The following is a 20,545-nucleotide window of genomic DNA, read 5'->3' on the forward strand; positions in this document are numbered from 1 at the left end:
AGAAATTGCGGGAGCAACCGAATTTTCGCGCGACCCCGATATCGGATCGCAGAAGGAAAACCGTAAAAAATGACGATCAGCCAGCGCGGGACGATTTGCGCTCGCCGGTCATGGCGTTCTCCGCGGCGCGGTTCATCAGCGAAGCGTAGTCGTGGCCGAACAGGACCTCGCAGAAGCGGATCGCTGCGCTGGCCTGCTGCTGACGATAGCCCCGCACCCTGTGGTCGCCGGCGCGCAAGGACTGCACCAGCGCCTCCGTCGACTTCTCGACATATTGCTGCAGGTCGGAATAGGTCCGCAGCGTCACCTCGTTGATCGCGAGCTCGCTCGCATAGGTGCGGCACACCGCGACGAAGTCGATGAGCGCGGCGACCTCCTCGACTTCGGTCGTGTCGATCATGGCGGCGGCGGAGATATCCTTGTCCGGGCGCTGGCGCAGAATGCGGCGGACCCGGCCGGGAACGCTGTCGATCTCCGATTGCATTGAATTGGAGATATCGGCCCGGATCGAGGCCAACTGCCTGCCCCAGGTGGATTCGTTGCGCAGGTCGAGCTCCGTACGCAGGCCGCGCACACCATCATGCAGCGTCTTCAATTGATCCCCGACATTGTCGAGATGACCGCGCCGGATATCGCTGCGCAGGCAGGCTGCGAGATAGGAGAGATCGTGCAAGGCGATCGTGACGGCAACGCCATAGGGCGTGGCGGCGACGCGGATCTCGTCGTCGGAAGCCGCCATCTTGATCGCGAGGCGGATGATCTGCCAGGGCGCGACCAGGCGCTGCATCACCAGCGACAGCGCGAAGGGTAGCAATTGCGGCGTCTGCAGCGAGGGGACGTTGAGCGCGGCGGTGACAGAGGCGATCTGGGTGTCGCCGAACATCCGGAGCTGGCTCGGAAGCCGGCTGCCGAGCGTCTCCAGTGCCTCGCGCGCGCGCAGCACCAGCCCGATCGACACCAGGTCTTCGACCACATTGGGCGGGCCGACGCGCGACAGCGCCCGCTGTTTGTCATCACCGGGCACTGGCGTCGCGACCTTGACGATCGCCTCCGCTGCGGCGACCTGATATTTGCGGGCTGCGGCCTCGGCGGCCGAAGTTGCACCGCTGTCGTGCGCCTTCACAAGCGCGGTCTCGAATTCGCGGGTCGCATCAGGCGCGCCCTCGCGGCCGAGCCACTGCCATATCGGCAGCAGCGAGGTGCGGCGGACCTGTCCCGGCCGGATCGGGAAATTGCCTTCGGCGAGGAACGGCTCGAGCGGACGGAACAATAGGCGCGCCGGATCATCGCCCCGGGGGCGCGTCTCCTCCTCCTCGGCCCGGCGCACGATCTTGCGCAACTGCTCGAGCACCAGGGTGGCGACGCTGACGTCCTCGCCGCGCTCCACTGCGCGCTCGAACTCGCGCATCAGCAGCGCCTGCGATTGCGGCGGAAGCTGCGCGAGATAATCCCTCAGCCGCTCGGTTGGTGTCTGGCTCATGGGCCTGGGGTGATTGAATGCTCGTGATGGCGACGCAGGAGGCGTCGGCTCGGCATGATAGGAGGGCGCGCGTTAAGAAGGCGTTTAGGAAATGATGCACGGGCGCCCCTCGCCGCGCCCGCGGCCTTCAAACTCCCGGCAATTCCAGTTCCGCCCGCAAGCCGCCGATCGGCGCATTGCGGAGTGACAGGCTGCCGCCGTAGAGGCCGGCGAGATCGGTGACGATTGAAAGCCCGAGTCCCGAGCCCGGCTTGGATTCGTCGAGCCGCTGGCCGCGCCGCGACACCTGGGCCCGCTCGGCGGCCGACAAGCCGCGCCCGTCGTCATCGACGATAATATGCAGCCGCGGGCCGGCACCCGGCTCCGCTGGCGGCTCGACCAGGACTTCGATGAAGACCTGCGAGGCCGCCCATTTGCAGGCATTGTCGACGAGGTTGCCGGCCATCTCCTCGAGGTCCTGGCGCTCGCCGCGGAATTTCGCCGATGGGTCGGCTTTCAGCTCGATGGTGATGTCGCGGTCGCGGTGGATCTTTTCCATGGTTCGCCGCAGTGCCTCGAGCACCGGTGCCACTTCGGTGACGGTGGCGACGATGGTGACGCGCGCGGCGATGCGGGCGCGCTCCAGGTGATGCGTGACCTGGTCGCGCATCACTTCGGCCTGCTCCAGCACCTTGGCGGCAAAGGGATCGGGGGCATGCGTCGCGGCCTCGTTGACGATCACCGACAAGGGCGTCTTGACCGCGTGGGCGAGATTGCCGACATGGGTGCGCGCGCGCTCGACGATCTCGCGGTTGGCATCGATCAGCGCGTTGGTCTCGCGCGCGAGCGGCGCGATCTCCACCGGAAACTTGCCTTCAAGCCGTTCGGCGCGGCCGGAGCGGATATCGGCGATCGCCTCCGAAATGCGCTTGAGCGGCGCCAGGCCGAAACGGACCTGGAAGATCGTGGTCAGCAACAGCACGATGCCAAGCGAGGTGAAGGTGCCGCCGAGGTAGTAGTCGAAGCTGCGCGTCTCATCGAATATCTCGCTGGCGTCGCCGGCGACGCCGACCAGGAACCTGCCATCGCTGCCAAGATCGACCGGACGCTCGACCATGCGCAGCGTCTGTCCTTCGGGGCCGTCGACATAGCCGGTGCGAATGCCGGCGGCGGTCAGCTCAAAGCCCTGATCCTCCAGTTTCGGCAACTTCTTGTCCCACAGCGACCGCGAGGCGCGCGTCTCGCCCTTTTCCACGTCGGTGCGCAGGATCTGCCAGTACCAGCCGGACAGCGGCAGTTCGAACAGCGGCTCGCCGAGCTGGAACTGGTGATCCGCCGGCTCATCAGGCGTGGCGACCTCGGCGATCAGGGTGCGGAGATAGAGGTTGAGGCGACGGTCGAAGGCACGCTCCGTCGCATCACGATACACCGAGGACAGGATGAAGCCGGTGATCGCCAGGATCACCACCAGCCATGCGGTCGCCGACAGGAACAGGCGGGTGGCGAGCGAGCTTCCACGCATCAGAGCAGGATCCCGAAAAGGCTGGCCCCGCATCTAATGCGAGGTGGGCACCGGTTTTCGGATAAGATCATGCTGCGATCAAAAAGTAAGCCCGGCGACCAGCGGCGCCGGGGCGGTTACGCGCCTTTCGGCGGCGGCGTCAGCAGATAGCCGAGGCCGCGGACGGTCTGGATGATGTCGACGTCGAGTTTCTTGCGGATGCGTCCGACGAACACTTCGATGGTATTCGAGTCGCGGTCGAAGTCCTGGTCGTAGAGATGCTCGACCAGCTCGGTGCGCGATACCACGCGCCCGGTGTGGTGCATCAGATAGGCCAGCAGCCGGTATTCATGCGAGGTCATCTTCACCGGGTTGCCGGAGACGCTGACGCGGCCGGTGCGGGTATCCAGTGTCACCGGGCCGCAGGTCAATTCGGACTGGGCGTGGCCAGTGGAGCGGCGCAGCAGCGCCCGGATCCGCGCCAAGATCTCTTCCATATGAAAGGGCTTTGCGACGTAATCGTCGGCGCCGGCGTCGAAGCCTTGCACCTTGTCGCTCCAGCGGTCGCGCGCGGTCAGGATCAGGACCGGCATGACGCGGCCGTTGCGTCGCCAGGCTTCCAGCACCGAGATGCCGTCCATCTTCGGCAGGCCGATGTCGAGGACGACGGCGTCGTAGGGCTCGCTGTCGCCGAGATAATGCCCCTCCTCGCCATCGAAAGCACGATCGACCACATAACCGGCATCCGTCAGCGCGGTCGTAAGCTGGCGATTGAGATCCGGATCATCCTCAACGACGAGTAGGCGCAATTTGGCCTCCGATGGCGAGTCGCAGCATAGCTAAGATGAGACCCACCGGCGTGAACGGGCTATGAACAAGATGAACGGTGTCATGTTACTTTTTGTTCATTTCCGCGGCTTGATAGCAGATTTGGACCGGCTGAACAGCCGCCGGGTTAACGATATCGACTGATAGCGCCGCCATGCGTGCGGCGACGATCGTGCGTGGGTTGAGCTCGGCCCCGTTTTTGCTTAGCAACAACCTATGAATCAACGACTGTCCCTGGGCGCCGCCTGGCTGGTGCTCGCCTTCATCGCCTTCGCGACGCTTTCCCCGCTTCAAGACCGCCCTGTCGTCGCAGGTCCCCAGTTCGAGCATTTCACAGCGTTCGCGCTGATGGGATTTGCATTCGTGCGGGCCTATCCCAACCGGCTGCTCTTGATCATCGCAGTCGTCATCGGCACCGCGTTCGCGCTGGAGGCCCTGCAACTGCTGACGCCGGATCGGCACGGCCGTCTGCTCGACGCGCTGGTCAAGGCTGGCGGCGGGCTCTCCGGGATTGCCATCGGCCATTTCGCGGAATTGCTACTGCGCGGCCCGCTCAACCGCTTCAAGGCAATACGCCCCGACGGTGCGCAGGAGCCGCCGTCGGCGCTGCAGCCTTAGCGACAAACGCAGAGCGTTTGTGCTGACCGCTTAGGGTTAAAACAGACGTCACATTGAAATGCCACGATCATCCGAATAACCTCAGCCGCACGGCGATGCATTGCTGGCATGAGGCTTGCTTCGTCGACAATTTGTAGCGTCCGGATGGATTGAATTTCGAAAATGAGTTTTCAGCTCGTATGCATTGAATGCGACAGCATCGGCGTGGTGATCGACGATGGTGAACTCGCCCCGCCCTCCGCGATCGTCAAATGCAGCCATTGCTCGGCCGCGCGCGGCACGCTCGGCGAATTGCGCAGCTTGGCGCTGTCAGACCGGCGCGACTTGTTCGATGTCGGCTTGGGCATCGGCACGACGGGCGCGGCGATCTAGCTGAGGCGTTTCTATTTCCGCGATGAAGGACCGCGTGGGTCGCGCTCAGCGCGTCGTGCTATCGCGATGATCCTGTCTCGATTTGATCTCCCGAACAACCGACTGTCTCTTAGAAAGACGACTGCATGTTTCCAAGACCAAAACCGGTACTCCTCCCGAACACCTACGCCTTCGAATCCGAGCCGATGGTGAAGCCGACCGGGTTTCGCGAATATGACGCGCGCTGGCTGTTCGGCAAGGAAATCAATCTGATGGGCGTGCAGGCGCTGGGCATGGGGCTCGGCGCGCTGATTGCGGAACTCGGGGTCAAGCAGGAGATCGTGACCGGGCATGATTTCCGCGGCTATTCCGCCGCGATCAAATATGCGTTGATCTCCGGCCTGATGGCCGCGGGCTGCAAGGTGCACGACATCGGGCTCGCGGTGACGCCGATGGCCTATTTTGCGCAGTTCGACCTCGACGTGCCCTGCGTCGCGATGGTCACCGCCTCCCACAACGACAATGGCTGGACCGGCGTCAAGATGGGCGCGAGCCGCCCGCTGACCTTCGGGCCCGACGAGATGACGCGGCTGAAGGAGATCGTGCTCGGCGCCAGCTTCAGCAACAAGGCCGGCGGCGGCTACCAGTTCCACGAGAATTTCCCGGCGCGCTACATCGCCGACCTCACCAGCCGGCCGAAGCTTAAGCGCAAGCTCAAGGTGGTGGCGGCCTGCGGCAACGGCACCGCCGGCGCGTTCGCGCCGCAGGTCTTGGAGGCGATCGGCTGCGAGGTGATCCCGCTCGACACCGATCTCGACCACACCTTTCCGAAATACAATCCGAACCCGGAAGACATGGAGATGCTGCACGCGATCCGCGACGCGGTCTTGCAGCACAAGGCCGATGTCGGCTTCGACGGCGACGGCGACCGCTGCGGCGTGGTCGACAACACCGGCGAGGAGATCTTCGCCGACAAGGTCGGCGTGATGCTGGCGCGCGACATGTCGGCGATCCACAAGGACGCGCAGTTCGTGGTCGACGTGAAGTCGACCGGCCTGTTCATCACCGATCCGGTGCTGCAGCAGCAAGGCGCGAAAACCGCGTATTGGAAGACCGGCCATTCCTACATGAAGCGCCGCACCAACGAGCTCGGCGCGCTCGCCGGCTTCGAGAAGTCCGGCCACTTCTTCTTCAACAAACCGTTCGGCCGCGGCTATGACGACGGCCTGGTCTCGGCGATCGCGATCTGCGAGATGCTCGACCGCGCGCCCGGCAAGTCGATGGCCGACCTGAAGGACGCGCTGCCCAAGACCTGGTCGTCGCCGACGATGTCACCGCATTGCGCCGACGAGGCCAAATACGGCGTGGTCGACGCCGTGGTGAAGCACTTCGAGGGCCTGCAACAGCAGGGCGCCAAGATCGGCGGCCAGGCGATCCGCGATCTCGTCACCGTCAACGGCGTGCGCGTCACGGTGGAGGACGGCAGCTGGGGCCTGGTGCGCGCCTCCTCCAACAAGCCGGAGCTCGTGGTGGTAGTCGAAAGCCCGGTCAGCGAGCAGCGCATGCGCGACATGTTCGAGACCGTGGATAGCGTGCTGCGCACGCATCCCGAGGTCGGCGAGTACAATCAGAAGATCTGATTGAGCTGTTCGCCATGCCCACCGTCGTCATGCCTTGCGCATGCGGGCATCCAGTACTCCGCGGCGTCTCAATCGAAGACGAACCTCTCTGGAATACTGGATCGTCCGCGTTCGCGGGCGATGACAGTGGAGTGACGACTTACGCGGCCGCTCCGCAGTCGGCCGCCATCCATCGGGAAGGCGCCCGGCAACGTCCTCGATGACCGAGCGAAATTCTTTCCGATCGATCTTGACATGCCGGCCTCTATCCCGCTGTCTACCCCTCGCATCGCACCTTTGCTTTCAACAGCTCTAGATTGTAGAGACTCTTTGCGCCAACGCTCCTTGAGAACCCAATCTAGCGGAGAATGACGATGATCCTTGTGACCGGCGGGGCCGGCTATATCGGCTCGCATGCTTGCGTGGCCTTGCTGGCTGCGGGCGAAGATGTCGTCGTATTCGACAATTTCTCCAACAGCAGTCCGATTGCCCTGCAGCGCGTCCAGCAGATTTGCGGCAAAGCGCTGATTGCCGTTGAAGGCGACATTCGCGACGAACGCGCGATCGAGCAGGTGCTGACGCAATACAACTGCACGGCCGTCATGCATTTTGCCGGTCTGAAATCCGTTCAGGATTCCGTTGCGCAGCCGCTCGAATATTACGATCAGAACGTTATCGGATCTCACCGGCTGCTGCGCGCGATGCAACGGTCGGGCGTCAAGAACATCGTGTTCAGCTCATCGGCCACGGTCTACGGCACCCCGAAATTCCTGCCCTACACCGAGGACCATCCCCTCAATCCCGTGAACCCCTATGGGCGGACCAAGCTCATCATCGAGGACATGCTCCGCGACCAATATGTCAGCGACCCGAGCTGGGGGATCGCCATATTGCGCTATTTCAATCCAGTCGGGGCACACGAGAGTGGATTGATCGGCGAGGATCCTCGCGGCGTCCCCAATAATCTGGTCCCCTTCGTGGCTCAGGTTGCAATCGGACGACGCGAGCGATTGAACATATGGGGCGCCGACTACCACACGCCTGATGGAACAGGCGTTCGCGACTATATCCATGTCATGGACCTCGCGCTGGGACACCTGTCTGCGCTGAAGGCGTTGGACAGTCCGAAATGCTTTTCGGTCAATCTCGGAACGGGTACTGGCAGCAGCGTGCTCGAAGTCGTTCGCGCCTTCGAAAAAGCGAGTAGCCGGCCCATCCCATATGACATCAAGCCGCGTCGGGCGGGTGACATCGATGCCTACTACGCCGCCACGGAAACCGCGTCCCAACTGATAGGATGGAAAGCGGCCAGATCGCTCGAGACGATGTGCGCGGATCATTGGCGCTGGCAGAGCAACAACCCCAATGGATATTGCTGATCGTGACGAGTGAAGACGCCGCTGCGCACGGTGATATCCCGTCCCGCGCGCAGGCCATGATCAAACATGGTTGCGGATTCTCATTGCGCGCAGCGCCGCCTTTTGAGGCAGAGCGCCTTATCGCGTGCTATTTTTACTAACGGGCACACCTTCACGATTAATCCTGTTGGCCGATCGCGCAATAATTCTGCCAGAATATCTGTTCTGGCAGAATTATTGCGTTATGAAGCGGGCTGAAATTTCAGTGCGGGGGCTTATCCATGACGAAGAAACGAGCTTTAATCACCGGCGTTACCGGTCAGGACGGTGCCTATCTGGCAGAACTGCTCCTGGAAAAAGGATACGAGGTCCACGGCATCAAGCGCCGGGCTTCGCTTTTCAACACCGATCGAATTGACCACATTTATCTCGATCCCCACGAGGCCAATCCGCCATTCCGTTTGCATTATGGCGACCTCACGGACTCTTCCAGTCTGGTCCGTATCGTCGGCCAGGTCCAGCCGGACGAGATCTACAATCTCGCAGCGCAGAGCCATGTCGCCGTTTCATTCGAGGAACCCGAATACACCGCAAATTCCGACGCGCTGGGCACGCTGCGCCTGCTCGAGGCCATCCGCATTGTCGGCCTGGAGAACAAGACACGCTTCTACCAGGCTTCGACTTCCGAATTGTACGGGCTTGTGCAGGAAATCCCGCAGAAGGAGACGACGCCCTTTTACCCCCGCTCGCCCTACGCCGTCGCCAAGCTCTATGCGTACTGGATCACGGTCAACTACCGTGAAGCGTATGGAATGTACGCCTGCAACGGCATCCTGTTCAATCACGAGTCCCCGGTCCGCGGCGAGACATTCGTGACGCGCAAGATCACGCGGGCGCTGGCGCGGATCCATCTCGGGCTGCAGGACCGCCTCTACCTCGGCAACATGGACGCGCTACGCGACTGGGGTCACGCGCGCGACTATGTCGAGATGCAGTGGATGATGCTGCAGCAGGACAAGCCGGATGACTTCGTGATCGCCACCGGCAAGCAGTATTCAGTGAGGGATTTCGTCAACCACGCCGCGGCCGAGATCGGAATCAAGGTCCGATGGGAAGGCAGCGGGGTTCACGAGAAAGGCTATGACGAGGCGACCGGCAAATGCATCGTTTCGGTGGACCCCCGCTATTTCCGGCCGTCGGAAGTCGCGACCCTGCTCGGCGATCCCTCCAAGGCAAAGCAGAAGCTCGGCTGGGAGCCGAAGACCTCGTTCGAGGCGCTGGTCAAGGAAATGATGCAGGAAGATCTTGAATCGGCCAAGCGGGACGAACTGATCAAGCAGCACGGCTTCCGCTACTACGCGCGGCACGAATAGCCGCAGAGCGGGATCCGCTTGCGGCGATTGCTCGAGCGCATTGGTTATCCAACCGCTCGAGCGTTTGACCAGCTTATTTGCCGGTCAGGCGCACCTACTCCTTGACCGGAAGCAACAGCGCTTCCGGCTGGAGCTGTGTCCCACCGCTGCTCTGCGGCCTGACACTGTCATCATCGATGGACAGCATCTCCCTCAGCCACTGATGGATGATGCGTTCCCTGTTCCAACGTTCAAGCGCGCGCGTCCTGCCCTGCTTGCCCAGGACATTTCGAAGCGGCTCATCTTCGCCGAGCGTTCGGACAGCCTCCGCCAGCGCATTCGCATCACCCGGCGGGACGACCAAACCGGCGCCTTCCACTTCATCGGCCAGCCCGGTACCCGATCCCGCCATGGCGACGACCGGGCGCCCGGAGGAGAAGATGGCTCCGAGCTTGGAAGGCAGCACCAGATCTGCCGCCTCTGCCCGCTGCGGAATCAGGTGAATATCGGCGCTCGCCATCAACGCGGCAAAACGATCGTTGGGCTGCACGCCGAGAAAATGGATGTTGCCGCGCCCCTGTGACATCTCCAGGAGTCTCGGCTTGTGAGGCCCCTCTCCGGCGAGAATGAAATGAACGTTGGGGTGACTTTGTTCGAGAACAGAAGCCGCCTCCACGACGAGGTCGAGTCCCTGCTTATTCGACATCGTTCCCGAGTAGAGGGCGACGACGTCGTCTTCTCCAATCTCGAGCTCAGTCCGGAAATTGACCGTTGCGGGACCCGGAGTGATTGCGCCGGTGTCGATCCAGTTTCGGACCTCCCTCACCTTCTCCTGCGGAATTCCCTTCTCTTTGAGACGTCGCAACATCTGCGGTGAGATTGTGGAGACACGGTCGAAGGATTTCAGGATTCTCGCTTCCGCGCGCAGCATCAGCCGACGGAGCCTTTGGTTCTGCAAAAGACCGAGATCAAAGGCCGCGTCCACCTCAAAGTCCTGCACATGAAGCCAGGATTTCGCCCCGGTCAGGCGCGCGGCGGCGGCGACGAGGGCCGCTGATGTCAGCGACGGCGCCACCGAAAGCATGATGTCGGGTCGCCACGAGAGCGCCGTCCGCACCAGAGGGATCGCACTCGCCAATGCAAACGACGCATGGTGAACGAGCCGCTTGGCCCCCGACGGACGAGCAGGCACGTAGATTGGCGTACGGATCACCTGCACGCCATTCAGCTTTCTCGACCGGAAATACCAGGATCTGAAGCCCCGAGGAATTCGCCACGCCGGATAATAAGGCGGTGCGGTGATCACTCGGACGTCGTGGCCTTCGGCCACGAGACTTTCGCAGAGCTCAGTGTTGTATTTCGCGACACCGACAAGATCGGGCGCGTAGTTGATGCCCACCAGAAGTATGCGCATTAAATGCAGACCAAATCAAAGATGTTAAGTTTCTTAGTTTTTAGACGAGATACTGCACTCCCGTTCAGTTTGACGCACTGGGACTAAGCGCGAGATTGCGGCCGTGTCCGCGGAGAAAATCGGCGTAGGCCGCGGCGAGGCCGGCACGCATCGAAATCTGCGGGCGCCAACCGAGTTCGCGGATACGCGAGCTATCAAGCAGCTTGCGCGGGGTGCCGTTGGGCTTGCTGACGTCGAAGACGAATTTGCCCTGATAGCCGACGACCTCGGCGACCAGAGCCGCGAAATCGGCGATCGAGAGTTCGTCCCCGCTGCCGACATTGATCGGCATGTCCTGCGAATATCGCTTCAGAAGGAAGGCGCAGGCATCCGCCAGATCATCGACGTTGAGGAATTCGCGGAGCGGCGTGCCGGTGCCCCACACGGTAACCGTCGGCGCTCCCGCGAGCTTGGCTTCATGAAAGCGGCGGATCAGCGCCGCCGGAACGTGGCTGTGATCCGGATGATAATTGTCGCCCTTGCCATAGAGATTGGTCGGCATGGCCGAGATGAAATCATCGCCGTATTGACGGCGATAGGCTTGGCACATCTTGAGGCCGGCGATCTTGGCGATCGCGTACCACTCATTGGTAGGCTCAAGCGGGCCCGCCAGCAGTTGGTCCTCTCTGATCGGCTGCGCTGCGTGCTTGGGATAGATGCAGGACGACCCCAAAAACAACAGGCGCTGAACCCCGACCGCGTGACTCGCACGCACCACGTTCAATTCGACCGAGAGGTTGTCGCAGAGAAAGTCGACCGGGAAATTGTTGTTGGCGCCGATGCCGCCGACTTTCGCGGCGGCATGCACCACGACTTCGGGCCGGTTTGCCTCAAACCAGCGAAGCGTCGTCTCTTCCTTGGCAAGATCGAGCGCGCTTCGGTCCGCTGTCAGGACCGTGCAATTCTCGGTTGAGAGCCGACGTACGATCGCTGAGCCGACCATACCTCGGTGTCCTGCGACAAAGATTCGTTTATCTGCAAAATCGTAATGAAAGGGCGCCATCATGCGCCCCCTTCCGCGTGCCCCGCGCGGAAAAACAGACAATCAAAACTCATTTCAAAAAAAGCCCAACACACGCTGCGCGCTTGCAGCCCCAAGCGCGCGAACTTGCTAACACAAGCTTCACCATTAGACAGCCCCACGCCCAACCTCACCATAGTTCATGGTGAATGCAGAGAGCCGCACAAACTTGTGGCAACACACGGCGCAAGAAGGCAGCAGCGATTGAGCTATCGCGCCGGTGAAGCAGCTTCGTGCGGTGATTTAGTAGGCGCGCCGAAGGACTGTTGTGCCGGGATTCACGCAGACACGATCCCAATACCATCCGTACGGCGTTTCAATGCGGACGCGTGGACAACGACGCCACGGCACGTAGCCGTAAGGATAAGGTTGCCCCCAGAAGGTGACGGCCTGCACGCCAGTGTCTGCTCGAAGCATGGCTGCCGTTGCCGGCATCTGAACGGCGGCCGTGGCCGAACTTGCCATCACGGCAACGCCAAACGTCAACCCAATAACCCCAGCGAATGTCTTGAGCATCAAAACCCCCTAGCCCCAACAGCGCATCCCAAAGCCCCGCCGTTGCTGGCAGTGACAGGGAAGCGAGAAATCGCGAAAATAAAGCCCCAATGGCATTAGCTTTATCAACGCCACGCAGCGAGCGCAACTTGACCACGACGATCTGCGCGCCGCTGTGGTTTATCGGCATCGGTTGCGGTGCTCAGGGGTTGCCAGGCCATGCCCCCGGGCCTTCGAGATCGGGCGACCGGCGGTAGACGTCGCGGACGAAGCCGTAATTTACCGCTTGCGACAGCGGTACCGTCTCCTCCCCCAGCTTTGCGAACATCAAAATGTCACGCAGCGTTCGCCAGCGGCTTTCGTCATAATCCGCGATTCGCATCCCTGTCGGCGAGACGAGATCGCGCTGCTGCTGAAGGTCGAAGGTCACGCGCTCCGCCCGCAGGCGGGCGGGATCGAATCCCACGATCAGCGGCACGCTGCGTGCATAGTCACCATAGGCGAGCTGCCAGCCGCGGATGATGGCTCGCAGGGCCTGGCCGACGATGGAGGGGCGATCGTGGACGAGATCGGAGCTGGCAAAATAGACCTGGCCCGGCACGTGGATGGCATATTCCTGCGGCCTGATGATGTTGAGGCGGGGCATGGCGGCGTCGGAGGGCAGCGGCCGCGCGCCGATGTCGGTGATGACAGCATCGACCTCGCCTGCGCGCAGAGCCTCCAGATTGTCGCGGTCAGCGACCTTGGTGATCTGGCTGCGCGGCAGGCCGAGCTGCGCCATCATGGCGTCGAAAATCACCTCGCCCTCGCCTCCCCTGAGGACACCGACCCGCTTGCCGATGAGGTCGGCGGGACGCCGCAGCCCGGAGCTCTCGAGGGTGAGGATCACGACGGAGGTGTCGAGGAAGCTGGCGGCGAATGCCGTGACGGGCACGCCGCGCCAGGCCGCCAGCAGGAACTTCTGCCCGGTTGTCACACCGATGGCATGCTCGCGTGCGACCATCTCGACAAAATCCGCGGTGGCTTTCTCCGCGACCGTGATCGTATGACCGTCCTGGGCGAACAATCCCTGCTGCTTGGCAAGCATCTCGCCGGCAAAGCGCGCACCGAAACGGCCGTCGAGGAAGATCGTTGTCTCATTGCGCGCAGGCGTTGTGGTGCGCGCAGGAGCAATGTCGTCGCGCTTGAACGCCAGATAGGCGACACTGAGGATGACGAGCGCGGCGACCGCCAGCCAGGCCCGGCGATATCTGCGTCGCGCGGCCTTGCGCGGGCGCCTGGACGTCCTGCTCAATGGGAGACTCCGCGAGATTTTCGCAACGCGCGCAGGGGTGAGATGCAAATGGGATACAATGCCAGCATATTGAGTAAGGTTACCGTTCGGTATCCCTTGTTTTCGTTCACGTTTGGATTGATACGCTGAGGCCCGGCTGAGCAAGTATTTTCATCAATTTTGTTTTGGCTGGCGGATACTTTTTCATGACGATATTGGCGACGCGTCCGGCCTCCTTACCCACGGGGGGCCCACCTCTCCAGCCTGCACAAGTTAACGGCCAGCTCCCGGAATGGTCCGGGCGGAGCTGGCTGCGGCCGGCACTGGTGGAATGGCTGGTGACGCTGGCGGATGGGCTGTTGATCTTCGTCTGCGGCGTCGGCTGCACGGTAGCATATCACCTTTTCATGCAATCGACGCTCGGCAAGACCGACATCTACGCCGCTGCCAGCCTGATGGTGGCGATCAATTTCGGCCTGCTCGTCACGGTGCAGAAGGGCTATGAGCTGACGGCGATCACCGACCTGCCGCGGCAGCTTCGGATCACGCTGACGACCTGGACCGGCGTATTTGCCGCGCTGCTGGCGATCGCCTTCACGATGAAGGTAAGCGAGGAGTTTTCCCGCGGCACGACGATCTCGTTCTATCTGGTCGGGCTGATCGCGCTGTCGCTCTGGAAGACGGTGGCGGCGCGCTGGACACGGCGGGCGCTGCGCGAAGGCGCGTTTGCCAACAGCCGCGTGGTCGTGATCGCCGAGCAAGGGCTGCAGGCGACCTCGGCGGCGATGCTGGAATTGTGCCAGCACGGCTATCGGCTGATGCGCGTGTTCGAGATCCGCTCGAGCGAGCTCGCCTCGCCGCTTCTGATGTCCTCGATCGGCCCGCGCTTCGACGAACTCGTCGCCTACGCGCGCGAAGAGCGGATCGAGCATGTATTCCTGCTGATGAACTGGAGCCGCCAGCACGCGATCGACAGCCTGTTGGACGGGCTGAAGATCCTGCCGATCCCGGTGCACCTGGTGCCCGACGCCAACGTCTCGCGCTTCCTGAAATACCCGCAGGTGCACAGCGGCAGCGCCTGGACGGCGGAGCTGCGCCGGGCGCCGTTGAGCTGGAAGGAGCGCGCGGTCAAGCGCGCGCTCGACCTGATCGGCGCCTCGCTCGCCTTGATCGTGTTCGCGCCGATCATGCTGTTCACCGCGCTCTTGATCAAATGCACCTCGCGTGGGCCGGTGTTCTTCCGCCAGACCCGCAACGGCTTCGGCGGCCGGGCCTTCCGCATCTTCAAATTCCGCACCATGCGCGTGCTGGAGGACGGCCCGACGATCCGCCAGGCGACCAAGAACGACCCGCGCGTGACGCCGATCGGCAAATGGCTGCGGAGGACCTCGATCGACGAGCTGCCGCAGCTCTTCAACGTGCTGAAGGGCGACATGTCCCTGGTCGGCCCCCGCCCCCACGCCGCCGCCCACAACTCCGAATACGAGCAAATCATCGGCAACTACGCGTTTCGGCATCACGTGAAGCCGGGCATTACGGGCTGGGCCCAGGTGAACGGGTATCGCGGGGAGACGAGGACGGTGGAGCTGATGCAGAAGCGGGTGGAGTATGATCTGTGGTATATCAATAATTGGACGGTGTGGTTGGATCTGCGGATCTTGCTGGGGACGCTAATGGTTACTTTTACACGGCCGACAGCCCACTAACGAGCTAAAGCGGCATGCGATTAGGTCTGAACCGGGCGCCTTCGCGACCGTCCAATCAAAATGTCGAAAACAACCCCATGCAAAGTAGCAATCACGCCTTCCGTCACCCCGTGCAGCCGGGCATTACGGGATGGGCCTAGGTGAACGGATATCGAGGGAGACCCGCGGGCTCAAGCTGGTGCAGAAGCGCGTGGAGTCTGACGCGTGGTACATCAATAATTTGGAGCTTGTGGTTGAATATGAAGATTGTTCTTCGGACGAGTGTCGCGTGCGTGGTTGGGCACCGCGCATATTAGTACTCGGTCCAACAAACACAGAAACACGGGCAGGCACTATGGCACGAAAAGTCTCTTACGACGCACAGACTATAAACTCACCGAATCCGATTGCGAGATTTGCGCACCGAACGCGCGCGTCTAGGTCTGTGGCGTTGGCAACGAAATATCTCTCAAACGGTGCGGCAGTTTGTGACTTTGGAGCCGGCACAGGATTATTCTTGAGTCAACTGGGCGATATGAGGCCAGACACCGTGTTGTACGCCGTTGAGCCTTATATGCCGGCGTCCGCGGATTCCAGGATCCGCTACGTGTCTGGCCTCGACCTGCTCCCAGAGAAGTTGGACCTGTTGGTCTCATTTGAGACCTGCGAGCATCTGTCGGACGATGACCTGAGCGCATTTCTGGCGAAGGGGGTTCGATCGCTTCGGGCCAACGGGACACTCATCTTGTCTGTCCCGATCATGATGGGCCCGGTGCTTTTCCTAAAGGAGCTGAACCGCATGTTTCTGTACAGGCGGAAATCCGACCATTCTGTCGCGGAATTGATCGCCGGCATTTTTGCTCGGCCGGTCAGCCGCGCGACCAATCGGTTGGTAAGTCACAAAGGTTTTGATTTTCGCCGGCTGCGCCAGATGGTTTCCGAACACTTCGCCATCGAGCAGGAGCTCTATTCCCCACTACCCTTGCCTTGGTGGGCCAACTCCCAAGTTTTCCTGGTATGCCGCCCCAAGTAAATCAAGGCTGCTCGCGCAGCGAAAGACATAGTTGGCATCGGTCAGATTTTCCCGTCGAGACACAGCCTTGCCTACATCACGTCCAAATTCACCAAGCTTCTGAGTGAAGACCGTGAAAGTGCTGAATATCTCCCAACCCGCGCAAGAGCGCAACCGCGCCTGATGCATGCCGCGTTTTGCGCACCCAAGCGCTTATTGATATACCCTCCGCTGCGCGTCGCTGATAAACGAACGCTTATCGACGCCATTGAACGCCAAATTCAGAAATGAAAAAAATACTCTTTGTAAGCTTCGCCCCTAAACATACTTCATTTGTCAGAAGGGTTAGGGATGCTCAGGGAGGATCTTTCGAGTTGGAAGTCTATTCTACTCGAGTAGACAGGAACGCCCAGTCAATTTTGCACCGATTGCTTACATTCTCCCACGTGCGCTTGTTGTTCAATCTTCTTAAATCCGACGCCGAAGTCATTTGGCTGTGGGGCATTGACGTTTGCCTTGTCGGATCACTTGTGAAGTTCTTGCGTCCCCGCAAGACCATCGTGTGGGACATCTCGGATTTGCATCCAAGACTATTGGAGAACTCGTTCCAGGCCAGATTTCTTCAACACGTCGAGCGAACACTTCTTCAAAAAGTGAACTGGCTCCTTCTGACCTCTCCAGAATTCTTCGACAAATATTATTACCGCTGGATAGAGAGGCAAAAAGTGTGCGTAGTTGAAAACTATCTACTAAATTCGCTTCGCCAGAATGCGCCCGCGCCTCCTCCAGAACTCGGCAAACTAAAGATTATTTACACGGGATTATTTCGCTCTGAGCATCTCCTTCGTCTCCTTGCTAAAGTAGCAGTGGAGCTACCCAAGGAGATCGAGTTCCACCTGCATGGCTACTGTAGCAAGAATGTAGACGAACGGCTTCTTCAAGAGTTGAAGACCAAAGACAACATCATCGTCCACGGGTCCTATAGCATGGAGGATTTGCCCAAGATTCATGCAGGCGCTCATCTTATCTTTGGTTTTTTGGATGAGACAGCCGACCTAAACGAACGGTGGCTGCTTCCCAATCGAATATACCATGCGGGAGCCTTTCGGCGGCCGATCTTGACTAATCGAGCGACCTTCACCGGAGAGATCGTTCTCAAACGGGGGCTCGGAGCAGTTTGTGATTTGTCAGTGTCCGAAATCGTCTCTACTCTCCGAAAGATGACTGCAAATAGCGGAGAGGTCTACTTCAAATTAGTCGCGTCGATACCGCAAGACGGTGACTACTTTCTCGATGGTCACTATAGGCGCTTTATGGAGAGAGTGGCCGCAGATCTTTAAGCAATTGCGCTTGCTTGAAACCGGGAATGTAATGGCACACACCTCGTGTGTTCTCTGAACGCGGGTACATTCAGCGCTATTTGGCGGCACGATCCATGATCTGACTGATTGGCATTGTAGCGTTTGAGGAATCTTGCCAGACCTCGCTTTTGCGCATTTCTTTCATTCCCTCGAAACGGCGTAAAGCATTAGTTCGACAAGTTATCGCGGGCGCTCCGCTGATATACCTGCACAGAGCGCACGAAGATCGGAGCGTCCCCGCTGCTGATTACTAACACCATATGATGTCCATCGATCACGGAGAAATCGAGAAATTCCTCCATTCGTTCCCTTGTTGCCGGAACGCTCTTCCAGCAATACGGCGGGGCAATTGAATGGCCGTTGAAAAATGTCTGAATGCAGCCGGGGCGATCAGCGGTCGCTGGCACCCAAACGCCAATCACGGTCTGCCATTCGTTCCAATCGGTGCTGGCGGGGAATGCACCGGAATCTGCAGTAAATGAGCCCTCGCGTTTACAGAAGGGGCGACGGCAAATATGCTGCCCCAATCTTAGCTCGCCCTTTGCAATATAGGGCCCAAACCAGTCGATCCAACCGCTGTGAAACCCAGGTGGCGAGACCTTAAAATATTCCAGGATGTCCCATTCAGCGAAGTGCGTGAAGCCAGGATTCTTGCCAAGCCAATGATCATCACCGCTTCCGTCCAGATGCTCCTTTGACATCGCCCAGAAAGAAGGGTGCGCTTCATTTGCAGCCCGCGGATGGGGATCGAACCTTAGTTTCAGTTGTACGCAAGCTCCCCCACCGAAGGCGGTGCCCACGAATCCGGGCGCTGTTGATGAAGATGCGGCCGTCACAAGAGAACCGCTGAATTCGCCTCGGGCCGAGATGCTACCGTCTGAATGCTGATAGGCGAGGTCCTTGTTAGGTCTAACATTGAACCAGTTCCAGCGATACCATCGATATCCTGGCTTGTAGGAGGCCTCGCCATCAAAGATCTGGCTGCCCTTACTAAAATCGCTGTCGAACGTCTTCAGTGTGTAGCCAACCGCTCGGCAAGGGGCAGGCACTTCGGCCAGTACCGGCGTTGCCACTACCATAGCTGTGAAGAAAGGGAGGAACAACTTAACGCTTCTGTTCATGCCGCGGGCCTTTGCTTCCCTGTGGGAGAAGCCATTCAGAGAAGAAGAAGTGCGCCTCTTGAGAGCGCTTCCGATCCTTAGATAAGAATCGCAAAATCCGCCTTCGGCCGCGTTGCAATTCAGGCCTCACGCGTTGGCGGATCGCAAACCAAGGCCAATAGATTAGGCGTCCGAGGACGAAGACAAGCACCGACATCCCGATATGCTCACGGTGCATCTTCTTGACATAAACGTACTCACTTCGCTTCCGCGATCTGAATTGGGCGGAGGCCTGGCTCTCTCGAATTCGAAATGCGCCGAGCCGTTTTCTTACCCACCGTCCACGCCGCCCCCAGCGCAAGCGCAAGAAGAAGGCGTAGTCGGTGTAAACTCGAAGATCAAACGCTTCACCCGGAAGATGGCGGGTTATCGAGCGTCTCCAATACACGCACTCCGAATACATCTGTCTGTAGAACAGAAAGTGGTCGAGATCGGAGAGGCCACGGATGGGTGGACCGTAGTAATAGCCTCGATCTTCCTCTCGGAATGCTACGTCGTCGGAGTAGACGAAGTCGACGTCGTGCTTCGCAAAAGTAGCCCGCACCTCCGGGAAGGCGCCAGGCATGACTATGTCGTCAGCGTTCAGCCACAAGACAATGTCGCCGCTTGCTATACGAAGTCCTTTCTGCAGCGCGTCAAGTTGACCACGGTCCGGCTCTGAGACCACTTTGATGGACAACGCTGAGAAAGCGGACGCAATAGCCAACGTATCGTCGGTACTATTACCGTCGACTAGGATTACTTCTACCGCGTCAGCCCCTTGCGACTGAATCGACTGCAACGTCGCAGCGAGGTAGGGCCCTGCATTGTACGCAGGGATGACCACGCTAATAGAGAAAGGAATACGACCGTCAGCCATTGGCGATCATGACAATTTGCGAGAAACTGAACGCCAACGGATAGCGAACGCGGCGAAGACTACCACAAACAGCACTAGATGCGCTGTGACGCGCAGCCACAACGATTCGGTCGCGTTTGTTACTACCACGGGAATGCACGCACCTATAACCAGAACGGCGGCCGCGGCCAGCGACGCAAACAGCTCGGCAAAGGCCGAGACCCGTGCCTGGAAAAACACAGAAAAAGGGGCCTTGGCGAACATAATTGCCCCCGCAATCACCGACAGCGTTATCGGCTCCATGCCTACTTGGTATTTGCTCGGCAGCATCAACAAAATGAATGCGCCAGTTTCTATGAACACGACGATCCCCAGCACGCTAAGAAAAAGAGCTGCGCCTCCCGCACGCAGTACTTCGCGCAGCTGCTGGTGCTCACGACCTGCTATACTTAAACGACGCAGCAGCAAAGGCCCAAAGACTCCAGGCAAGAACAAAACCACATTGTAGAACTGGCTACCAAGCGCAAATACAGCTCCTTCCACCGGCCCTCCTTGGGCAAGCAACTGTCGCTGCAGAAGCCAAAGACCAAACTGGAACGATAGCGAGGCGCAAAAAGAAAGGACCGAGAAGATGAAGATGCCGCTTCCGCTGTGCTTAAGAAAGGCAAAGAGCGAGTTCCCGACCTGCCTGATGTCGTGATGCAAACCGCCCCAGAGCAGTGTAATCGCCGAGACAATGCCGCCAAGTGAAACGGCAAGGGCCCCGAGCCGTAACGCCTGCGTTAAAGATAGGCTCTGCGCGACCGCAAGGGTGACGCACAGTGTAGAAGCGCTTAGAAGAACCGGAATGGTACTTCTAAGGCGCTCACCGCGCGCAACCAGGGCGGCGCCGCCGATCACCTGCAAGCTGCTCATGCCGGAAAATACAAGAAACCAAGCCAGCCCCTCGAGGCCAAGCGGCACCTCAGGAAACGCAAAATAGAAGCACGCCAGCGAGATCAGTACTGCTAGTGAACCGGATCCAAGCAAAACGGCGCTCAAGATTGTATTCTCTAGGCGGAGGCGGTGCCCTCCTCCACGCGCGAGAACTACCGCTATCGGCGTCGGCAAATTCAAGCTCGTGAAGGTGACTACTACGCTAGCAGACACCTGGAGAAAGGC

At 60.0% G+C, this 20,545-nt stretch carries 18 protein-coding genes; 8 read left to right on the forward strand and 10 right to left on the reverse strand.

Annotated features, from left to right (window positions below):
• Nucleotides 1-76: 76 nt before the first annotated feature.
• The 3 genes from ACZIRK_RS33615 to ACZIRK_RS33625 form a co-directional block, all read right to left on the reverse strand.
• On the reverse strand, nt 77-1,480 hold the full coding sequence (locus tag ACZIRK_RS33615) for a hypothetical protein (RefSeq protein WP_474418915.1): 1,404 nt from the start codon (nt 1,478-1,480) through the stop codon (nt 77-79).
• 127 nt (nt 1,481-1,607) lie between these two features.
• Nucleotides 1,608-2,981, reverse strand: a complete 1,374-nt coding sequence (locus ACZIRK_RS33620; protein ID WP_130227467.1) for a sensor histidine kinase — start codon at nt 2,979-2,981, stop codon at nt 1,608-1,610.
• Between the two features lie 116 nt (nt 2,982-3,097).
• Nucleotides 3,098-3,769: a response regulator transcription factor gene (locus tag ACZIRK_RS33625; RefSeq protein WP_130227466.1), complete on the reverse strand. Its 672-nt coding sequence runs from the start codon at nt 3,767-3,769 to the stop codon at nt 3,098-3,100.
• Between the two features lie 235 nt (nt 3,770-4,004).
• On the opposite strand from ACZIRK_RS33625, the gene ACZIRK_RS33630 reads away from it, so the two are divergent.
• From ACZIRK_RS33630 to gmd, 5 genes are all read left to right on the forward strand, one after another.
• Nucleotides 4,005-4,406, forward strand: coding sequence for a VanZ family protein (locus ACZIRK_RS33630; protein WP_245474837.1), 402 nt, complete (start codon nt 4,005-4,007; stop codon nt 4,404-4,406).
• Between the two features lie 162 nt (nt 4,407-4,568).
• Nucleotides 4,569-4,778: a hypothetical protein gene (locus tag ACZIRK_RS33635; protein ID WP_028167983.1), complete on the forward strand. Its 210-nt coding sequence runs from the start codon at nt 4,569-4,571 to the stop codon at nt 4,776-4,778.
• A 125-nt stretch (nt 4,779-4,903) separates the two neighbouring features.
• On the forward strand, nt 4,904-6,397 hold the full coding sequence (locus ACZIRK_RS33640) for a phosphomannomutase/phosphoglucomutase (RefSeq protein WP_474418916.1): 1,494 nt from the start codon (nt 4,904-4,906) through the stop codon (nt 6,395-6,397).
• A 353-nt stretch (nt 6,398-6,750) separates the two neighbouring features.
• Nucleotides 6,751-7,755, forward strand: a complete 1,005-nt coding sequence (galE, locus tag ACZIRK_RS33645; protein ID WP_474418917.1) for a UDP-glucose 4-epimerase GalE — start codon at nt 6,751-6,753, stop codon at nt 7,753-7,755.
• A 260-nt stretch (nt 7,756-8,015) separates the two neighbouring features.
• The gene (gene gmd / locus ACZIRK_RS33650) at nt 8,016-9,107 is read left to right on the forward strand and encodes a GDP-mannose 4,6-dehydratase (protein WP_130229127.1); all 1,092 of its coding nucleotides are present in this window, start codon (nt 8,016-8,018) and stop codon (nt 9,105-9,107) included.
• Between the two features lie 94 nt (nt 9,108-9,201).
• On the opposite strand, the gene ACZIRK_RS33655 is transcribed toward gmd, so the two are convergent.
• The 4 genes from ACZIRK_RS33655 to ACZIRK_RS33670 all read right to left on the reverse strand — a co-directional run bounded on the left by ACZIRK_RS33655 (nt 9,202) and on the right by ACZIRK_RS33670 (nt 13,349).
• On the reverse strand, nt 9,202-10,500 hold the full coding sequence (locus tag ACZIRK_RS33655; RefSeq protein ID WP_130229128.1) for a WcaI family glycosyltransferase: 1,299 nt from the start codon (nt 10,498-10,500) through the stop codon (nt 9,202-9,204).
• 64 nt (nt 10,501-10,564) lie between these two features.
• A complete protein-coding gene (locus ACZIRK_RS33660) occupies nt 10,565-11,542 on the reverse strand; it encodes a GDP-L-fucose synthase family protein (protein ID WP_474418940.1) in 978 nt (325 codons plus the stop codon).
• 261 nt (nt 11,543-11,803) lie between these two features.
• Nucleotides 11,804-12,076, reverse strand: a complete 273-nt coding sequence (locus ACZIRK_RS33665; protein ID WP_474418918.1) for a hypothetical protein — start codon at nt 12,074-12,076, stop codon at nt 11,804-11,806.
• 181 nt (nt 12,077-12,257) lie between these two features.
• Nucleotides 12,258-13,349, reverse strand: a complete 1,092-nt coding sequence (locus ACZIRK_RS33670; protein WP_474418919.1) for an ABC transporter substrate-binding protein — start codon at nt 13,347-13,349, stop codon at nt 12,258-12,260.
• A gap of 185 nt (nt 13,350-13,534) precedes the next feature.
• On the opposite strand from ACZIRK_RS33670, the gene ACZIRK_RS33675 reads away from it, so the two are divergent.
• The 3 genes from ACZIRK_RS33675 (at nt 13,535) to ACZIRK_RS33685 (ending at nt 17,365) form a co-directional block, all read left to right on the forward strand.
• A complete protein-coding gene (locus ACZIRK_RS33675) occupies nt 13,535-15,034 on the forward strand; it encodes an undecaprenyl-phosphate glucose phosphotransferase (RefSeq protein ID WP_474418920.1) in 1,500 nt (499 codons plus the stop codon).
• A gap of 334 nt (nt 15,035-15,368) precedes the next feature.
• Nucleotides 15,369-16,046, forward strand: coding sequence for a class I SAM-dependent methyltransferase (locus ACZIRK_RS33680; RefSeq protein ID WP_474418921.1), 678 nt, complete (start codon nt 15,369-15,371; stop codon nt 16,044-16,046).
• A gap of 353 nt (nt 16,047-16,399) precedes the next feature.
• Nucleotides 16,400-17,365, forward strand: coding sequence for a glycosyltransferase family protein (locus ACZIRK_RS33685; protein WP_474418922.1), 966 nt, complete (start codon nt 16,400-16,402; stop codon nt 17,363-17,365).
• A gap of 188 nt (nt 17,366-17,553) precedes the next feature.
• Here ACZIRK_RS33685 and ACZIRK_RS33690 read toward each other — a convergent pair whose 3' ends face one another.
• From ACZIRK_RS33690 to ACZIRK_RS33700, 3 genes are read right to left on the reverse strand one after another with little or no spacing between them, the layout of a single operon-like run.
• Nucleotides 17,554-18,507 (reverse strand): hypothetical protein, encoded by a 954-nt coding sequence (locus ACZIRK_RS33690; protein ID WP_474418923.1) that lies wholly within the window; start codon nt 18,505-18,507, stop codon nt 17,554-17,556.
• Nucleotides 18,491-19,405 (reverse strand): glycosyltransferase, encoded by a 915-nt coding sequence (locus tag ACZIRK_RS33695; RefSeq protein WP_474418924.1) that lies wholly within the window; start codon nt 19,403-19,405, stop codon nt 18,491-18,493. Before ACZIRK_RS33695 ends, ACZIRK_RS33690 begins: the two co-directional genes overlap by 17 nt.
• A 6-nt stretch (nt 19,406-19,411) precedes the next feature.
• Complete coding sequence (locus tag ACZIRK_RS33700) at nt 19,412-20,425, reverse strand: hypothetical protein (RefSeq protein WP_474418925.1); 1,014 nt, start codon at nt 20,423-20,425, stop codon at nt 19,412-19,414.
• Nucleotides 20,426-20,545 lie beyond the last annotated feature (120 nt).

This window comes from Bradyrhizobium sp. Leo114 (genome assembly GCF_055229415.2).

Coding starts and splice junctions, on each gene's coding strand:
- ACZIRK_RS33640 (WP_474418916.1), top strand. CDS start 4,904: ATGTTTCCAAGACCAAAACCGGTACTCCTCCCGAACACCTACGCCTTC.
- galE (WP_474418917.1), top strand. CDS start 6,751: ATGATCCTTGTGACCGGCGGGGCCGGCTATATCGGCTCGCATGCTTGC.
- ACZIRK_RS33630 (WP_245474837.1), top strand. CDS start 4,005: ATGAATCAACGACTGTCCCTGGGCGCCGCCTGGCTGGTGCTCGCCTTC.
- ACZIRK_RS33680 (WP_474418921.1), top strand. CDS start 15,369: ATGGCACGAAAAGTCTCTTACGACGCACAGACTATAAACTCACCGAAT.
- ACZIRK_RS33695 (WP_474418924.1), bottom strand. CDS start 19,405: ATGGCTGACGGTCGTATTCCTTTCTCTATTAGCGTGGTCATCCCTGCG.
- ACZIRK_RS33665 (WP_474418918.1), bottom strand. CDS start 12,076: ATGCTCAAGACATTCGCTGGGGTTATTGGGTTGACGTTTGGCGTTGCC.
- ACZIRK_RS33655 (WP_130229128.1), bottom strand. CDS start 10,500: ATGCGCATACTTCTGGTGGGCATCAACTACGCGCCCGATCTTGTCGGT.
- ACZIRK_RS33620 (WP_130227467.1), bottom strand. CDS start 2,981: ATGCGTGGAAGCTCGCTCGCCACCCGCCTGTTCCTGTCGGCGACCGCA.
- ACZIRK_RS33615 (WP_474418915.1), bottom strand. CDS start 1,480: ATGAGCCAGACACCAACCGAGCGGCTGAGGGATTATCTCGCGCAGCTT.
- ACZIRK_RS33660 (WP_474418940.1), bottom strand. CDS start 11,542: ATGGCGCCCTTTCATTACGATTTTGCAGATAAACGAATCTTTGTCGCA.
- ACZIRK_RS33690 (WP_474418923.1), bottom strand. CDS start 18,507: ATGAACAGAAGCGTTAAGTTGTTCCTCCCTTTCTTCACAGCTATGGTA.
- gmd (WP_130229127.1), top strand. CDS start 8,016: ATGACGAAGAAACGAGCTTTAATCACCGGCGTTACCGGTCAGGACGGT.
- ACZIRK_RS33675 (WP_474418920.1), top strand. CDS start 13,535: ATGACGATATTGGCGACGCGTCCGGCCTCCTTACCCACGGGGGGCCCA.
- ACZIRK_RS33635 (WP_028167983.1), top strand. CDS start 4,569: ATGAGTTTTCAGCTCGTATGCATTGAATGCGACAGCATCGGCGTGGTG.